This is a genomic window from Paenibacillus sp. LjRoot56, assembly GCF_964253335.1.
Lineage (GTDB): Bacteria > Bacillota > Bacilli > Paenibacillales > NBRC-103111 > Paenibacillus_E > Paenibacillus_E allorhizoplanae.
Genome location: NZ_CAXURV020000002.1, coordinates 1,061,251 through 1,077,946, shown reverse-complemented (window position 1 = coordinate 1,077,946; position 16,696 = coordinate 1,061,251). Strand labels below are relative to the sequence as shown.

The following is a 16,696-nucleotide window of genomic DNA, read 5'->3' as shown; positions in this document are numbered from 1 at the left end:
AAAATGTCCTGTCAAACAAAAAAAGACCTTCACGGCTTGTCTACCAAGGCCGTTCCAGTCTTTGTTAATTGCACTTAGGATTTCACATGTTTCTGCATCTGACAAATAGCCGATTTCTCTAACCTTGAAACTTGTGCTTGAGAAATGCCAATCTCATCTGCCACTTCCATCTGGGTCTTCCCTTCAAAGAAGCGCATAGATAGGATCATCTTCTCTCTAGCATTCAACTTATGCATCGCTTCGCGCAATGCGATACCCTCGATCCATGACATGTCTTTATTGCGCTCATCGCTTATTTGATCCATCACATAGATCGGATCGCCTCCATCATGATAAATGGGCTCAAATAAGGATACTGGATCTTGAATAGCATCAAGCGCGAACACGACATCTTCTTTGGGTACATTCAAGGCTTCAGAAATTTCATAAATAGATGGCTCGCGTGAGTTTTGATTCGTTAGACTGTCTCTAACTTGCAATGCTTTGTAAGCAATATCTCTCAAGGAACGAGAAACGCGAATCGGGTTATTATCTCGTAAGTAGCGGCGTATCTCACCTATAATCATCGGTACAGCATAGGTCGAGAATTTGACATTTTGACTTAAATCAAAGTTATCAATGGCTTTCATCAAACCAATACAGCCAACTTGGAAGAGATCGTCCACATACTCTCCACGATTGTTGAACCGTTGAATCACACTCAGTACCAACCTTAAATTGCCATTGACCAATTTCTCTCTTGCAGTTCGTTCTTGTTTTGTTTGCAGGTCAGTGAACAACTCACGCATCTCTGCATTGGTTAGCACAGGCAGTTTAGCGGTGTCAACTCCACATATCTCAACTTTATTTCGGGTCACCGTGATTACCTCCCAAGGAGAAACATTACTGTTAATTATCCCCGTGAGCGGTCGATTTATTCCTGCCATATCCCTTGCTCAGCCACTTGACAAAAGGGTACTGACTCGCTCCCTCCCGTGACACCTGAACAATTTCGACATTTACTGCCAAAAAAAAATTTCAGACCATCTTGTTAAACTCTTTGCGAAGCCGCTTAATAATCCGTTTTTCCAATCTGGAGATATAAGATTGCGAAATGCCTAACAGATCTGCAACGTCTTTCTGCGTCTTTTCTTCCCCATCCTGCAACCCGAACCGCAGCTCCATGATAATACGCTCACGTTCACTAAGCTTATCAAGCGCCTTATGCAAAAGCTTCCGATCAACTTGTTCTTCGATATTACGGTAAATGGTATCATTCTCTGTGCCTAGTACATCGGACAATAGAAGCTCATTACCATCCCAATCAATATTCAAGGGTTCATCAAACGATACTTCTGTTCGAATTTTACTATTTCTGCGCAAATACATCAGAATTTCATTCTCGATACAGCGTGATGCGTAGGTTGCCAGTTTAATTTTCTTCTCGGGGTCAAATGTATTTACGGCTTTGATAAGACCAATCGCTCCAATCGAAACTAAATCCTCAATGTTAATGCCCGTATTTTCGAATTTTCTCGCTATATAGACAACCAATCTCAGGTTGCGTTCAATCAACATAGCTCGAATAGCTGCATCCCCGGATGGTAATTTTTCCAATAAGTATTCTTCTTCTTCACGAGTTAGCGGCGGTGGCAATGCTTCACTACCACCTATGTAATAGATTTCCTCACCTTTAAGTCCTAGCAGCATCAAAATGCGATAATAGGTTAGTTGAACAAGCAGTTTCCACTTCAAGAACATGTTAGTTTCCTCCTAAGAGTTTTGCCATAGCAAAACTTTCATCGTAAGCTAAGCTGCGTTTTCCAATGGAAAACTGACTTTGTAAGAATGAACCGTGAACTGCCGTTGAACCTCTCATGAAACTGGACTAGCCCCTCTTCTCGAAAGATTAACCAGCCTGAATCAATGCAGGATGGATAATGGCTTGGTAGGAACCATCGCTGCACAGCTTTCCTCCGTCGAGCCCTATAAGCACCTTCGTTGCCTCCAATTGCGATTCATTATGAATAATCACCACCTTATCGGGTTTAATCGCTAGCATGAATTGCGTATTCCGGTTGACCCCACGGTAAGGTACGAGTCGCAAACGGTCCTGCCAAATAAACTCTTCCTCTACCCCTAAGCCGCTGATGATTTGATCCACATCGGATGAGCGTATCCTTTGTAGCCATAGCTCGGGCAGAACATCTCCCCATTCCGATACTTCCATTACCATAACTGGTGTTCGCGTCAATGGATCATATAGTTGGTTACCCGTATCGATCAAACCTTTGCAGGTAGCACTAAAATCCCCAACGTGAATCGTGACCTCTGCCAAATAGGTCGTCATAACCTCACGCTGCTTACTACTTTGAAACACGGTTCTAAACCACCAGAGGAGAGGAAGCAGCAATAGGACCACAAACAAGATACTGCCGATTTGAAATTGGAATACTGCGACACCAGATTGCGTAAATACGATACCCTTCATAACATCCGAGGAAGAGGCAAGCACATAATGAATGCCGAACATCCCACCAGCAACAGCAAAATTGATGAGCAAAAAAGTTCCCATATTCCGTAATAAATTTTGTAAGGAACCGTAACCAAAAGCGGTCATAATCATACCTGTACAAAACATACATTTCACAGAAAATGTAAAAAGCAAGGTTGGAACTGGTAAAAACATCATAACGACATACGAAGCCCCTAATGCTGCAGAAAGTGCAATTCTCCACCATTTGAACGCTATTTTCCGCGTTTTTGCAGTGACCAATAGTAAGGCTGCATCCACCAGAAAGTTCAACAGGAAAATGAGATCCGCATAGACGACCATGCCATGCCTCACCTCCAAGAAGGGCACTATCTAGCAATTTCGTGACGAAACTTTAAGGTTCTAAATCAGTATATTGGATTCCAAGTTCAAAGTCTGTCTAAACATGCTAGTAGGAAGCTACTTTTTTTGTCAGTTAACGCGGTCTCGTCCACAGGAGAAAAGCTTACAGAACAACAAAAAACCGAAGCTTCTACATCAAGTAGGGCTTCGGTCTCTAGACAATTATTATGTAATTATTTGTCAGTATTGCGTCCGCGATTTCGTAAGAAAGTCGGAATATCTAATTGATCATTAGAAGGCTGTGCGCCAAATGGTTTAAGATTATTTAAGCGGTTGTCAGGTGCTGCCGTCTCTGGTTGTCCTGGTGAAACCGGACGTTTGATAGACTGATGAATCGGAGCCGCTTTATGCTCGAAACCAGTTGCAATAACCGTAACTAAGATCTCATCTTTTAACTTTTCATCGATAACAGCACCGAAAATCATATTTACCTCAATGTCAGAAGCGGATGCCACGATATCAGCAGCTTCATTCACTTCGTACAAGCTAAGGTTCATACCGCCTGTGATATTCATCAAAACACCACGTGCGCCTTCGATGGATGTTTCTAACAAAGGACTAGAGATCGCTTTTTTCGCCGCTTCTGCCGCACGATTCTCACCTGTAGCTACCCCGATCCCCATAAGGGCGGAACCGCGTTCAGTCATAATCGTTTTGACATCTGCAAAGTCCAAATTGATAAGTCCAGGTACTGCGATCAAATCAGAGATCCCTTGAACACCTTGGCGAAGAACATTATCCGCTTCGCGGAATGCTTCAAGCATCGGAGTCTTTTTGTCAACAATCTCAAGTAGACGATCGTTCGGGATAATAATAAGTGTATCTACTTTCTCTTTCAATGCAGCAATCCCTTGCTCTGCTTGTAAGGAACGCTTACGTCCTTCGAAAGTAAACGGTCGCGTCACTACACCAACTGTAAGTGCACCAACTTCTTTTGCGATTTCCGCAATGACTGGAGCAGCTCCTGTACCTGTACCGCCGCCCATACCTGCCGTTACGAACACCATATCTGCGCCGCGAAGCGTATTCAGAATCGTCTCCCTTGACTCTTCTGCTGCTTTCTTCCCGACTTCAGGATTTGCACCTGCACCTAGACCGCGGGTCAATTTATCGCCAATTTGCAATTTATGAACGGACTTGGCCAAATGAAGCGCCTGTGCATCCGTATTTACGGTAATAAATTCTACACCTTTAACACCGTTTTCAATCATGCGATTAACTGCATTGCTACCGCCGCCACCAACACCAATGACTTTAATTTGAGCCAATTGGTCTAAATCCATATCAAATTCAAACATATGAGCCATATCCCCCTAACTTAACGTTCACTAAATAAATTCACTGAAGAAATTTTTAACTCGATCAACCCATCCTGGCTTTTGACTATCGGAGGATTTTTTGGTAGTCTTAACAGCCAGTTTTTTGGTGATGCCTGAATTACGATTCTTCATGTATTTGGAGACGAATTGAATAATACCAACACCACTTGTGTAGGAAGGATCACGTACCCCAATGAAATCAGGCACTGCAATACGTACAGATGTAGCCAGTTCGGATTGTGCAATCGCCAGAATACCTGGGATACAAACTGTTCCACCAGTTAGTACATAACCACCTGCAAGATTTCCAAATCCCAAACGATGAACTTCGGCACGAATTAATTGAAAAATCTCTTCGACACGAGGCTCAATGATATTTGCAAGATCAACCTGAGAGAACTCTTTTTCAACATTGCTGCCCATTCTCGTCACTTTAAACACTTGATCAGGCGCGGAATCTTCTACGGATGCACAGCCATATTTCAATTTGATCTTCTCAGCAATTTCCAGCTGCGTATGTAAGCCAATCGAAATATCATTGCTGATAAATTCTCCGCCAATCTGAATCGTTGACGTTGCAACTAAATTACCCTCGTCGAAGACAGCAATTGTCGTTGCGCCAGCTCCGATATCAACTAATACGGTCCCTACAGCCTTCTCATCTTTGGAAAGTGCCAAATTACCGGATGCGAGCGACATTAAAATAAGTCCTGCAACCTTCAATTCGGATTTTTCCACAACACGCATTAAATTATGTATGCCCGTTTTCGCTCCAGTAATAATCGTCGCTTCTACTTCTAAACGAACACCGATCATACCGCGTGGATCATTAATACCTTCTTGCCCATCAACCAAATATTGCTTAGGTACAACTCCAACTATTTCACGTTCGGGAGGTAATGCGATGACCCTTGCCGCTTGAATGACGCGATCAATATCTTCTTCTCCGATTTCTCGGTCCTCATTTGAAACAGCAACTACGCCGTGACTTGATTGAAGAGAAATATGATTTCCTGAAATTCCAACGTAAACCTCGGAAATTTGTATACCGACCATTCGTTCAGCATGATCAATGGCACTTCGAATTGAATGTACAGTTTGATCAATGTCAACGATTGCGCCTTTACGAATACCCTCTGACTCGGCAGATCCCACTCCTATTATATTAATGGTTCCGTTAACAACTTCCCCAATAATAGCTCGAACTTTGGATGTACCGATGTCTAAACTAACAATGATATCATTGTTGCTCAAGCCCCTGGCACCTCCTGTAACTTAGGTAAAATTGCAAAATCTTCACAAATACTTTTATACGTATTCCACACAACCGCCATATTCCCTCTTTTTTCTACATTTTTTTTGCATTTGAAAATCAACTTCAACTTCTCTTTTCAATGTTGTAAAATGCAAACAATTTCGTCTAGTAAATACAAGAAAAAATAGAGTATGCAGATAGAGCCTATTTAACCATAAAACTAATTTTAACATTTTTTTCAGAGATTGAGTAGTCTCTGCTACGAATTTTTGTTAGTTTCTCCGCACTATTACGGTTGTTATGGCTTTGGTGTTGTTTTCGGCGTAGGTTTCGGGGTGATCTTAGGTTCCGTTTTGTTATCTGTCTTGGAATCCCCGCTTGTTGCAAATGGTGTGTGATATTCGACTTCGAGCATTGTGATGACGCCATTCGAAATGTGATCCTCTGCTAAACCGGCAATATAACCAGGCAAATTATCTATTCTATCAGGCAGATAGGAAATGGTTGTATGGATTTCGAATTGTGAGCGTGTATAAATCTTAATTTTGTCAGGGTACGATTCCGAAGGATCCGGCTTAATCTCTGACACGTCTGACAAAGCACTCTGAGGGATTTCCCCTAGTATTTTACAAAGCGCCGCTTTATTCGGATCCGTATCGGTCCAACCCGTTAAGATTGGCATGTCGAGCGGGATAACGCTACTAGCTGGCAGTTCAATAACGTTGCCATCTGCGAGCACAGCTTGCTTTTTACCGTTAGGATCAATTTGGAATGCTACTTTAGGGAATTCTTCGACTTGAATGTGAATAACTCCCGGGAACATCTTCTTCACGGCAGCGCTCTTGATCATAGGCATCTTCGAGATCCGCTGTCCAATCGTCTTAGAGCTCACTGCAAAAAAACGATCTCCTACTGCAACTTGACTAGCTTGTCCAATTGAATCCGAGGCTAATAGCACATTTCCCTCAACATCAATCCGACTGATCCGACTTAGTGAAGATTGAAAGAACAAAATGACTAGAACAATTAGAAAAAAAATGATCAAAAAAGAGAGCAGCTTCCGATTCGTACGTGTACGCGGCTTAGGTACAGGCAGCGTTGGTACTTTGTTATCTTCGGACAAGAGGGGCACCACCTAATTATATTTATTACAATGAAAGTGAATATCGTGAATCCCCTCCTGCTTGCAGGAAGGGATACGCGATAGCCACACAAGCTACTACTCACTGGGAACCGGAGCTTGTCGACGCACAGAAGCCCCAAGTCTGACTAGCATATGTTCGATCCTATCATAACCTCTATCGATGTGATGAATTTGCTCAACAATCGTTGTGCCATGCGCAGCTAGACCGGCGATTACAAGAGCAGCACCAGCCCGCAAATCAGTTGCTTCAACAGTGGCTCCATACAACCTTGGCACACCACGGATAAAGGCTGAACTCATATCTACGCGAATATCTGCCCCCATCCGAGACAATTCATCCACGTGCTTAAATCTACCTTCAAATATCGTTTCTTTCATCACACTTAGTCCATCTGCTAGAGATAAAAGTACCATGACTTGAGATTGTAAATCCGTTGGGAAAGAAGGATGAGGCGACGTCACGATACGTTCAACTGCTTTGGGTCTTGCCTTGCAGCTTACATGTATTATATCACCGTCTGCGATGATTTGAACACCTGCACGCTTAAGCACATGGATAACCGAGGTTAAATGAGCAGGGTTTACTCTTTCCAAAGTAATATTACCTCTAGTAGCCGCTGCAGCAACTAGAAAGGTACCTGCAACAATACGATCTGGAATAATCCGATATGTGCAAGGAGACAACGTAGTAACGCCACGAATCGTGATTGTATCCGTTCCTGCTCCAATAATATCTGCGCCCATCGCATTCAAGAAATTTTGCAAATCCTGTATCTCTGGCTCGCGTGCAGCATTATAAATCGTTGTCGTACCTTCCGCTCTCACGGCGGCCATCATGATATTCTCGGTCGCCCCGACGCTTGGAAAGTCCAAGAAAATCTCATTACCTTGTAATGTTTCGGCCGTACAGACAATTTTATTGGAAAATTCTTCAATCTCGGCTCCAAGAGCCTGCAAACCTTTGAGGTGCAAATCAATTTTACGTTCACCGATCGCACAGCCACCAGGTTGATATACGGTGACACTGCCGAATCTAGCGAGTAGCGGACCCATGAGAAAGATGGAAGAACGCATCTGACCCATCAATTCTTCGGGGATGTGGGAGGAATGAACTGTGGATGTTGTAATGGTTACTGTATCTCCTTGCTGCTCGGCTCGACAACCAAGTGAACGAAGAATATGAAGCATGGTGTCGATATCGAGCAGATTAGGAACATTCTGTAGAGTATGCGTACCACTTGCAAGTAAGCATGCAGCTAATATGGGTAATGCGGCGTTTTTAGCGCCGTGTATCTGGATGGCTCCCGTAAGGGGTCTTCCACCTTCGATAACGAGCTTCTCCAAAATTCCACCTCCGATTTACCTCTCACCCATTACCAAAACCTCAGGTACTAGCTTAATACCGTACGATTGCTCTACGATCTGCTGTACTTCGTTGATAAGAGTAAGAACGTCCTCGGCTGTAGCTTCTCCTGTGTTAACAATGAAATTGGCGTGAAGCATAGAGATCTCTGCTCCACCGACACGTTTGCCCTTCAGGCCTGCTTCTTCGATGAGCTTCGCTGCGAAGCCCCCTTCGGGGTTGCGGAATACACTTCCTGCGCAAGCTAATTGCAAAGGTTGGGTACGCAGTCGCCGATCTCGGTAAGCAGCCATAGCCCCTGCGATTTCGTTGCGGTCTCCAACCTGTAATTCAAAGACAGCCTCTGTTACAATGCCAGGCAATGTGTGCAAAATAGAATGTCGATAAGCATATTGTAAATCTTCTGCCTGCATGACGACCAATTCCCCTGTATCCAGGATGACTTCAGCCTGCTTGAGTATGCGTGACACATCGGACCCGTGAGCCCCTGCATTCATGTAGACGGCGCCTCCCACAGTACCGGGGATTCCTGAAGCAAACTCCAGTCCGGTCAAACCTTCTCTGGCTGCGAGTACGGACAATTTAATGAACGAATAGGAACCTCCTACATACACCATCGCGCCTTCAAAACGAAGGGTTTCAAGCGCCTGGCCCAGCTTAATCACGACGCCTCGAATCCCTTTGTCTCCCACAAGCAAGTTGGAGCCCCTACCGATTACAGTCCACGGTACTCCACGTTCATGAAGAAACTTGATGGATGCAGCTACCTGCTCTTTAGAGTGCGGAATAATCAAGCAATCAGCCGGACCGCCGATTTTCCAAGTGGTGTATGGAGCTAGTCGTTCATTCGTTCTTATCTCGCCAATATTTGATGCCTTTAAGTCGGCTATTAACTTCTGCATGGGAAAACCTCCTTCACAGAACGTAGGGCGAAATGTAGAAATGTAAGATGTAAGACATACAAGTTCTGACATTTCAATCATAAGGAGCTGAGCGAAGTCGGCCGTTCTTCGTTCCTTGTTCACTTATGAAGCCTTAGGTGTCTGTCACGGTTATAGTGTAGTTTATGTAAAATCGGTTAGAGTGTGACAATCGCCTATACGCTTTAACAAATTCACAACGAATTGCTATGCGATTCAATCAATTTCACGATAGCAGCTACGGCATCACTTTCATTACGTGATTGCATTGCTGCTTTATACGTCTCACGGTTCTTGTAAAGCGCTTCGACATGATCACCAAGTCCCTCAGTGGTTAAATCTTCTTCCTGAATCACATCGGCATAACCTGCCTTCTGAAAAGATGCTGCATTCAAAATTTGATCCCCTCGACTAGCTTGACGGGATAGCGGGATTAACAGCATGGGCTTCTCTAAACCTAGAAACTCAAAGATAGACGTTGCACCTGCACGAGAGATGACCAGGTCGGTCATCGCCAGCACATCAGGAAGCTCTTCGTTCAAGTACTCAAATTGCTTATATCCACGGGTATGAAGATGCTCAACAGACACATTTCCTTTGCCGCACAGATGCACAATTTGAAATTGTTGGAGTAAGCGACCTAAGTTAGAGCGTACAGCTTGATTCAGCACCTGCGAACCTAAGCTTCCACCCATAACTAATATCACAGGCTTCTGAGAATGGAAATCACATAGCTGAAACGCGCGCGTTGCTTTACCACTGCTAATATGTTCACGGATCGGCAAGCCCGTAAGAACAGACTTTCCGCCCTTAATATGCGAAAGGGATTCAGGAAATGTCACACATACCTTCGTTGCAAATGGGATCGAAATTTTATTCGCCAGTCCTGGCGTCATATCGGATTCATGGATAATAACAGGAATATTGTTCATACGGCTCCCAAGAACGACAGGAACGGAAACGAACCCGCCTTTCGAAAAGACAATGGCGGGTTTCAAACGTTTAAGCAACCGATACGATTCATAAACACCTTTCATCACTTTGAATGGATCTTTTATATTTTTGAGATCAAAATATCGGCGCAATTTCCCTGAAGAAATCGGATAAAAGGGAACCCCTTCTCGATCAATGATCTCTTTTTCAATACCTGTAGCCGAGCCTATGTATTTGACATCCCAACCTTGCTGCTTCAGCTTATGCATCAGCGCTAAATTAGGGGTCACATGGCCTGCGGAGCCTCCTCCGGTAAATACAATTGTCTTCATTCCCCTGTCACCTCGAATAGCGGGATATATTAAGCAGGATGCCGACAGATGTCAGCATGAGTGTCAGTGAAGATCCCCCTGCACTTATAAATGGCAGCGTAATACCAGTTACCGGAAACATTCCAATAACGACGCCGATGTTAATAATAACTTGAACGGCGATCATGCCGATAATGCCTACTGCTATTAAGCTGGCAAATGTATCTGGTGCCGTAATGGCCGCACGCATCCCCCTCCATACTAAGATGGTGAAGAGCAGCAGAACCAACGTACCCCCAATAAAACCAAGTTCTTCAGCGATAATAGAAAAAATAAAATCAGTTTGCGGCTCTGGTAAGTAACTATACTTTTGCCGGCTCATTCCGAGTCCAAGTCCTACTAGTCCGCCTGGTCCAATCGCATATAAGGATTGTATAGATTGATAACCAGCACCAAGTGGATCTTGCCATGGGTCGAGAAAGGCAGTTATCCGTTTAAGGCGATATGGAGCGGCAATAACGAGTCCAATAAAACCCGCAACTCCTATCATACCTAGATAGGAAAGATGAAGCAATCTCGCGCCAGCCGTGTAAATGATTAAGAGCGAGGCACCAACTAATACAACTCCAGTTCCTAAGTCCGGCTGCAGCATGATCAAACCGAATGCAATTCCCATAATACCTAGAGGCGGCATCAACCCTTTGGTAAGCAGTGTAATCTTGGACTGATTTTCGGATAGCATCTTAGAAAGAAAGAGAATCATCCCTATTTTCATAAATTCAGAAGGTTGAATCCCGAAAGCTCCGATTCCAAGCCAACTTCTGGCACCGCCACGAATAACGCCGATACCAGGAATTAAAACAATGACCAGCATACCAAAGCAAACAAACAAGGCTAACTTTGCAAATCGTTTCCACACCAAATAATCCACATTCATCGTGAAGAACATCGCTACAATTCCTAGTACGGCGAAGATCAGTTGTCTTTTTAAATAATAAAAAGAATCGCCAAACTCACGAAACGCAAGTACACTACTAGCGCTGTAGACCATAATAACGCCGATTGTCAAAAGCAGCAAGGTCGGAATAATAATCCAAATGTCAGGAGCGGAGCGTGCTTTACCCATTACAGACACCTCTTTGTCAGTTGTGGGCTCCCTTTAAAATGTGGATAAGCCCTACTTAAAGGTTATGCACGGACTCCTTAAACATGCGTCCCCTGTCCTCATAGGATGGAAACATATCCCAACTTGCACAAGCTGGTGATAGAAGCACGATGTCTCCTTGCTCACTCATTTGCCAGGCAAGCTGAACGGCTTGTGAAACCGCGTCCGCTGCATCCTTAGCAGTATCGACGGTTTGCACCTTACTAATCCCTGCCAATTCGGCAATATGCTTGATTTTCTCTTTGGTTTGCCCTAAAGTGACAATTCCTTTGATGCAATTACGAAAAGTTGGCAGCAGTTCCATATAATCCGAACCGCGATCCAAGCCGCCAGCTATCAAGACAACAGGTTGATTGAAAGCCTCAATGGTCACTATAGTAGCGGCAGCATTCGTTGCTTTAGAGTTATTATAAAAGCTTACGCCATCATGTTCTCTCACAAGCTCTAGGCGGTGTTCTACGCCTTGGAACTTTCTTAACTCATCAGCAATCACAGATAGTGCTACGCCAGCTGTAATGGCCGCTGCAGCGGCTGCCAACGCATTCCCAACGTTAAAGTTGCCCGGTATGCCCATGTCAGAAGCCGGCATAATGGTTTGAACAGATCCCTGACCGTTCGCATACACAAGACAGTCCGTCTCCGCGTCTAAATAGACACCATATGCAAGTTTTTCTTCCAGTGAGAAATGAAATTGTTTCGCCTTCAAACTTGGCATGAGACGTCGACACACTTCGTTATCCCAATTCAAAATAGCGGTGTCAGACTCTGTTTGATTTTCAAAAATTTTGGCTTTAGAGGCGATATAATCGTCCATGGAGCCATGATAATCCAGATGTGTTTCGTATACATTTAACAATAAGCCAATGTTTGGACGGAACGCTGTTGTGCCTTTGAGTTGGAAAGAGCTTAATTCAACTACCATCCAATTCTCTGCCGTCACCTCAGGTGTGGCTTCTGTTAACGCACGGCCAATGTTCCCTGCAACAACTGGCTTTAAGCCCGCCGTTTCCAGCATCAAGCCGATCAGTGTTGTTGTCGTTGTCTTTCCATTGGAGCCTGTAATACCAATAATTGGCGCTTCACAAAATTGATAAGCTACCTCAACCTCAGTCACAACCTCAATACCGAGTTCTTCTGCTTTTCGAATCGGGTCTACCGAATACGGAATCCCTGGATTTTTGACAACTAGCGCAACCCCTTGATGCACGAGGGACTCCGGATGAAACCCACATACAACAGAAATACCCAGAGCCTCCAGTTCGTCGGCTTCAGGGCACGCGCTTCGTTCCTTTTTGTCGTTGACAGTGACGAGAGCTCCTTTTTGATGAAAAAGCTTAGCTGCAGCGACACCGCTGCGAGCCAAGCCAAGTACGATCACTTCAAGTCCACGATAATCCCGCGGATGCTTCATGTTCTACAACACCTCATTCATATATAATCCGAGCACAGCAAGCACTAAACCTACGACCCAGAAAGTAATTACAACTCGCCACTCCGACCATCCAACCAACTCAAAATGATGATGAATCGGACTCATTTTGAATACGCGTTTCTTCCTAGTTTTAAATGAAACAACTTGAATGACAACAGATAAAATTTCAATTAAGAAAACTCCGCCAATAATAGCTAGAAGAAGTTCTGCTTTCGTTAAGATGGCAACGGCCACAAGTCCACCACCGATACCCAAAGAGCCAGTGTCACCCATGAATACTTTGGCAGGATGCGCATTGAAAACTAGGAAACCGAGTACGGCACCAACCATTGCTGCTGAGAAGATAGCTGCTTCAGGCTGTGTATTATTCATGGCAATAATCGTGTATGCCCCAAATGCAATTGCACTTGTCCCCGCTAACAAGCCGTCCAAGCCATCAGTAAAGTTAACGGCATTCGAAGCGCCCAGCATCAAAATAGCCATTAACGGGAAATACAACCAACCCGCATTCATATGATACGAAACGAATGGCACATAAATATCTGTGCTGTGTCCTTGCATAACGAGTAAATAACAGACAATGGCTGAAATCAATAATTGACCAAAAAGCTTTTGCTTTGCTGTAAGTCCCAATGAACGCTTAAAAATAATTTTGATATAGTCATCAAGGAAGCCAACAAGTCCATAACCTAATGAAGCTAATAATAAAATGAGTAAATCTGTATTTTTATCAGCAAAACGAAGTGTAGCCAAGGAGAGCGCGAGTAAAATAATGACGCCGCCCATCGTTGGTGTACCTTGTTTTTTGAGATGTCCCTGCGGGCCATCCTCACGAATTTGCTGACCAAATTTCATTCGTCTTAAAATAGGTATACATAATGGCCCCATGATTAGCGCAAGCACAAATGCCACACCCATTGTTAATAATACTGCGTTTTCCACGTTGGTTCCCCCTGCTCATTTCCGTCACTCTATTTCATACATGCAATCGATTTCGCTAATTAGGCTAATAAGCTATGGACAACCTGCTCGAGCCGCATCCCGCGCGAACCCTTCACGAGCACGAGATCCTCGCGCTTTGCGAGTGCTGCGAGCTCCTCCGCGAGCTGCGCCTTATCGTCGTAGGCGCGTACCTGCGCCTGTGGGAACTGCTTCGCCGCTTCCTCCGCGATGAAGCGGCCGAGACGCCCAAACGTGAAGACGTAGTCTACACGTTCCGGAGACAACATCGCGCCAATGCCGCGATGGAACTGCTCTTCGTTCTCGCCAAGCTCCAGCATGTCTCCGAGCACGAGGAACTTCCGACCGAAGCCGCTCAGCTGCTCGGTCAGGGCAATTGCCGCCCGCATCGAGGCGGGGCTGGCGTTGTACGCATCGTTAAGCACGGTCAGCCCACTGGCTGCCGTGAGCTTCTCGATGCGCATGCTTGTCATCTGCAGCGCGCGAAGCCCCGCTGCAACCGCACTTGGCGTGACGCCGAAGGCCTCGCCGACGGCAATGGCCGCGAGTGTGTTCACGACGTTATGCGTGCCAAGCAAAGGAATAAATAATTCCTCGTACCCAGGGGAATTGATGGTGAAGTAAGCGCCATCCGCATCCATCCGGATATCGGTTGGGAAGCGATCGTTATCGTAGCCTTGGCCGAAACGAATGCGCCGCAAGCCCTCTGGCAGATCCAGCTCGCCCAGTGCTTGTTCAATTAACGGCTCATCCCCGTTATAAATGATCAAACTGTCAATTGGCATGCCAGTAACAATCTCTGCTTTCGCACGGGCGATTTCATCTCTAGAACCTAGCTGAAGCATGTGTGACTCACCAATCATGGTGATAATAGCGGCTTCAGGCTCTGCGATTTCAGACAATAAAGCAATTTCGCCGCGTCCGCTCATGCCCATTTCGACGACTGCAAATTGCGTCGTTTCTTCAAGAAGCAGGAGTGTAAGTGGTAAACCGATATGGTTATTCAGGTTTCCCTTTGTTTTATGAACTTCATAAGTACTGCCAAGAACAGCTGCAACCAAATCTTTGGTTGTCGTCTTCCCATTACTTCCTGTTATGCCGATGATTCGTACAGAGAGCTCTTGGCGGTAAGCTTTGGCCAAACCCTGAAGCGCTGTAAGTGTATCTTCGACTTGAATGTAAGGGATACTGCTTGGCGCAGGACCATGGTCAACTTGCCAGAGAATGGCCGCAGCCCCTTTCTGATAAGCATCTTCCGCATATTGGTGACCATCAAAATTTTCTCCGATAAGCGGGATAAACAGACTGCCAGCCTGAATCGAACGTGTATCCGTAGAAACTCCTTTAATCAAAATGTCGCCATGAACACCGGACACCTCGCTGCGGAGCATCGTTGCTATTTGACCTAAAGTACGCTGAATCACTGTGTTCTCCCCTTTATCGCAGCCTTAGCCACCAAACGATCGTCGAAATCATGCTTGACACCCATGATATCCTGATACGTTTCGTGGCCTTTTCCCGCTATCAATATTACATCTTTAGGGCCTGCCTCTTCAATAGCCTTTTGTATCGCTTTTTTACGATCAGCCAGCAAGATATACTGATTTTCTGGGTAATTAACTTCTTTGAGCCCCGGTACAATATCTTCCAAAATCGCATCTGGATCTTCCGTGCGCGGATTATCAGATGTCACAAATACAAAGTCGCTATAGTGCGCAGCCACCTTCCCCATGATGGGACGCTTCGTTTTGTCACGATCCCCACCACAGCCAAACACGGTAATGATTTTCCCTTCGGCAAACTCACTTACTGTGGAGAGGGCATTCTCTAAACCATCCGGCGTATGCGCATAGTCGACCAACACCAGAAAATCCTGGCCTTCGTTGACAACTTCCATTCTACCTTCTACTACTGAGATACGTTCTAAACTAGTACGGATGGCCTCCAAAGGGATCCCTTCCGCTAAGGCAGCAGCGATCGCCCCAAGCACATTGTACACATTGAATTTTCCTACCAATTGCATACGAATGAAAGCTTCTCCTGCAAAGGAATGCAGCTGAAACTCAGTTCCCTGTGAAGTCATCCGAATATCAGAAGCCCGCACATCACAATCGTTTTCAATGCCGTACGTAATCACTTGTGCAGCTGTCAAGCGATGAAACGTCTGTGAAGCCTCATCATCAACATTAAGGATGGCATATTGGCGAGCATTCGGATCCGCTGAGAAACCATTACCAAGTCGAGAGAATAGCAATCCTTTCGCTGCCGCATAGCCATCCATCGTTTTGTGATAATCCAAATGATCCTGTGTCAAATTCGTAAATATACCTGAACGGAATTGAATCCCCTTCACTCTTCCCATATCAAGACCATGAGAAGAGACCTCCATGATACAATAATCAGTCCCCGTATCCGCCATTTTCCTTAGAATACGTTGTAGTTCCAAAGCTTCCTGTGTATTCGTTGCTTTATTTTCTATGTATTCATCACCAATTTTGATATGGATATTGCCCATTAAGCCTGTTACATAGCCTTGATCCGCGATAATTTTCTCCAAAATATACGTTGAAGTTGTTTTACCGTTCGTCCCAGTAATTCCGATAATCTTGAGCTCTTTGCTTGGATATCCGAAGAAATGGGCGGAAAGAGCCGCCATCGCATATCTGGCATCTTTTACAACGAGTTGAGGGACTGGTACGTCCAGCACTCTCTCCGTAACAAGCGCAGAAGCCCCAAGCATAATCGCTTTGGGGGCATAGTCGTGGCCATCAGCTGTCAATCCAGGGATGCAAAGAAACAAATCTCCCTGTTTTATTTTACGAGAGTCTGCCTCAATTCCCGTGATCTCCGTGTCTTTATCGCCATGTATGTGGGTAATGAGCAGTGCGGAAGCAAGCTCCTGCAGTTTCATAAGCAACCCTCTCTTCCTAGATTCATCTATCTATTATGGACAATTTTATGCAAGTAGAAAAGCTAAACATGTCTTCTTTGTAAATCTTTTTTGAGTGATGTGCCAGAT

At 44.9% G+C, this 16,696-nt stretch carries 14 protein-coding genes; all 14 read right to left on the bottom strand.

The genetic code is table 11. The annotated features are described in order from the left end of the window. Positions 1-74: 74 nt before the first annotated feature. The 14 genes from sigG to ACSQ8O_RS17105 all read right to left on the bottom strand — a co-directional run bounded on the left by sigG (position 75) and on the right by ACSQ8O_RS17105 (position 16,588). Complete coding sequence (gene sigG / locus ACSQ8O_RS17170; protein WP_056612640.1) at positions 75-857, bottom strand: RNA polymerase sporulation sigma factor SigG; 783 nt, start codon at positions 855-857, stop codon at positions 75-77. 160 nt (positions 858-1,017) lie between these two features. Then, positions 1,018-1,740, bottom strand: a complete 723-nt coding sequence (gene sigE / locus ACSQ8O_RS17165) for an RNA polymerase sporulation sigma factor SigE (RefSeq protein ID WP_056612642.1) — start codon at positions 1,738-1,740, stop codon at positions 1,018-1,020. Between the two features lie 148 nt (positions 1,741-1,888). Next, positions 1,889-2,815, bottom strand: a complete 927-nt coding sequence (gene spoIIGA / locus ACSQ8O_RS17160) for a sigma-E processing peptidase SpoIIGA (RefSeq protein ID WP_236287559.1) — start codon at positions 2,813-2,815, stop codon at positions 1,889-1,891. Positions 2,816-3,048: 233 nt separating this feature from the next. Further along, complete coding sequence (gene ftsZ / locus ACSQ8O_RS17155; protein WP_056612645.1) at positions 3,049-4,173, bottom strand: cell division protein FtsZ; 1,125 nt, start codon at positions 4,171-4,173, stop codon at positions 3,049-3,051. Positions 4,174-4,203: 30 nt separating this feature from the next. Then, complete coding sequence (gene ftsA, locus ACSQ8O_RS17150; protein ID WP_056612647.1) at positions 4,204-5,448, bottom strand: cell division protein FtsA; 1,245 nt, start codon at positions 5,446-5,448, stop codon at positions 4,204-4,206. A 299-nt stretch (positions 5,449-5,747) separates the two neighbouring features. Continuing rightward, positions 5,748-6,572, bottom strand: a complete 825-nt coding sequence (locus tag ACSQ8O_RS17145) for a cell division protein FtsQ/DivIB (protein ID WP_436242664.1) — start codon at positions 6,570-6,572, stop codon at positions 5,748-5,750. Positions 6,573-6,668: 96 nt separating this feature from the next. Next, complete coding sequence (gene murA, locus ACSQ8O_RS17140) at positions 6,669-7,937, bottom strand: UDP-N-acetylglucosamine 1-carboxyvinyltransferase (protein ID WP_236287555.1); 1,269 nt, start codon at positions 7,935-7,937, stop codon at positions 6,669-6,671. A 15-nt stretch (positions 7,938-7,952) separates the two neighbouring features. Further along, positions 7,953-8,858 carry a UDP-N-acetylmuramate dehydrogenase gene (gene murB, locus ACSQ8O_RS17135; protein WP_436242663.1) on the bottom strand — a complete coding sequence of 302 codons (906 nt, stop codon included), beginning with the start codon at positions 8,856-8,858 and terminating at the stop codon, positions 7,953-7,955. Positions 8,859-9,070: 212 nt separating this feature from the next. After that, complete coding sequence (locus tag ACSQ8O_RS17130) at positions 9,071-10,141, bottom strand: undecaprenyldiphospho-muramoylpentapeptide beta-N-acetylglucosaminyltransferase (protein ID WP_436242662.1); 1,071 nt, start codon at positions 10,139-10,141, stop codon at positions 9,071-9,073. A gap of 7 nt (positions 10,142-10,148) precedes the next feature. Beyond that, a complete protein-coding gene (gene spoVE / locus ACSQ8O_RS17125) occupies positions 10,149-11,246 on the bottom strand; it encodes a stage V sporulation protein E (RefSeq protein ID WP_056612658.1) in 1,098 nt (365 codons plus the stop codon). A gap of 55 nt (positions 11,247-11,301) precedes the next feature. Further along, positions 11,302-12,696, bottom strand: a complete 1,395-nt coding sequence (gene murD, locus ACSQ8O_RS17120) for a UDP-N-acetylmuramoyl-L-alanine--D-glutamate ligase (RefSeq protein WP_436242661.1) — start codon at positions 12,694-12,696, stop codon at positions 11,302-11,304. A gap of 3 nt (positions 12,697-12,699) precedes the next feature. Beyond that, positions 12,700-13,635 carry a phospho-N-acetylmuramoyl-pentapeptide-transferase gene (gene mraY / locus ACSQ8O_RS17115; RefSeq protein WP_056612703.1) on the bottom strand — a complete coding sequence of 312 codons (936 nt, stop codon included), beginning with the start codon at positions 13,633-13,635 and terminating at the stop codon, positions 12,700-12,702. Positions 13,636-13,718: 83 nt separating this feature from the next. Next, on the bottom strand, positions 13,719-15,101 hold the full coding sequence (locus tag ACSQ8O_RS17110) for a UDP-N-acetylmuramoyl-tripeptide--D-alanyl-D-alanine ligase (protein WP_436242660.1): 1,383 nt from the start codon (positions 15,099-15,101) through the stop codon (positions 13,719-13,721). After that, positions 15,098-16,588 (bottom strand): UDP-N-acetylmuramoyl-L-alanyl-D-glutamate--2,6-diaminopimelate ligase, encoded by a 1,491-nt coding sequence (locus ACSQ8O_RS17105; protein ID WP_436242659.1) that lies wholly within the window; start codon positions 16,586-16,588, stop codon positions 15,098-15,100. Before ACSQ8O_RS17105 ends, ACSQ8O_RS17110 begins: the two co-directional genes overlap by 4 nt. Positions 16,589-16,696 lie beyond the last annotated feature (108 nt).

Bases quoted from the DNA above. Each gene is read 5' to 3' on its own strand.
- murB (WP_436242663.1), bottom strand. From the start codon at position 8,858: ATGCAGAAGTTAATAGCCGACTTAAAGGCATCAAATATTGGCGAGATA.
- spoIIGA (WP_236287559.1), bottom strand. From the start codon at position 2,815: ATGGTCGTCTATGCGGATCTCATTTTCCTGTTGAACTTTCTGGTGGAT.
- ACSQ8O_RS17130 (WP_436242662.1), bottom strand. From the start codon at position 10,141: ATGAAGACAATTGTATTTACCGGAGGAGGCTCCGCAGGCCATGTGACC.
- mraY (WP_056612703.1), bottom strand. From the start codon at position 13,635: ATGGGTGTGGCATTTGTGCTTGCGCTAATCATGGGGCCATTATGTATA.
- ftsZ (WP_056612645.1), bottom strand. From the start codon at position 4,173: ATGTTTGAATTTGATATGGATTTAGACCAATTGGCTCAAATTAAAGTC.
- spoVE (WP_056612658.1), bottom strand. From the start codon at position 11,246: ATGGGTAAAGCACGCTCCGCTCCTGACATTTGGATTATTATTCCGACC.
- murD (WP_436242661.1), bottom strand. From the start codon at position 12,696: ATGAAGCATCCGCGGGATTATCGTGGACTTGAAGTGATCGTACTTGGC.
- ACSQ8O_RS17105 (WP_436242659.1), bottom strand. From the start codon at position 16,588: ATGAAACTGCAGGAGCTTGCTTCCGCACTGCTCATTACCCACATACAT.
- sigE (WP_056612642.1), bottom strand. From the start codon at position 1,740: ATGTTCTTGAAGTGGAAACTGCTTGTTCAACTAACCTATTATCGCATT.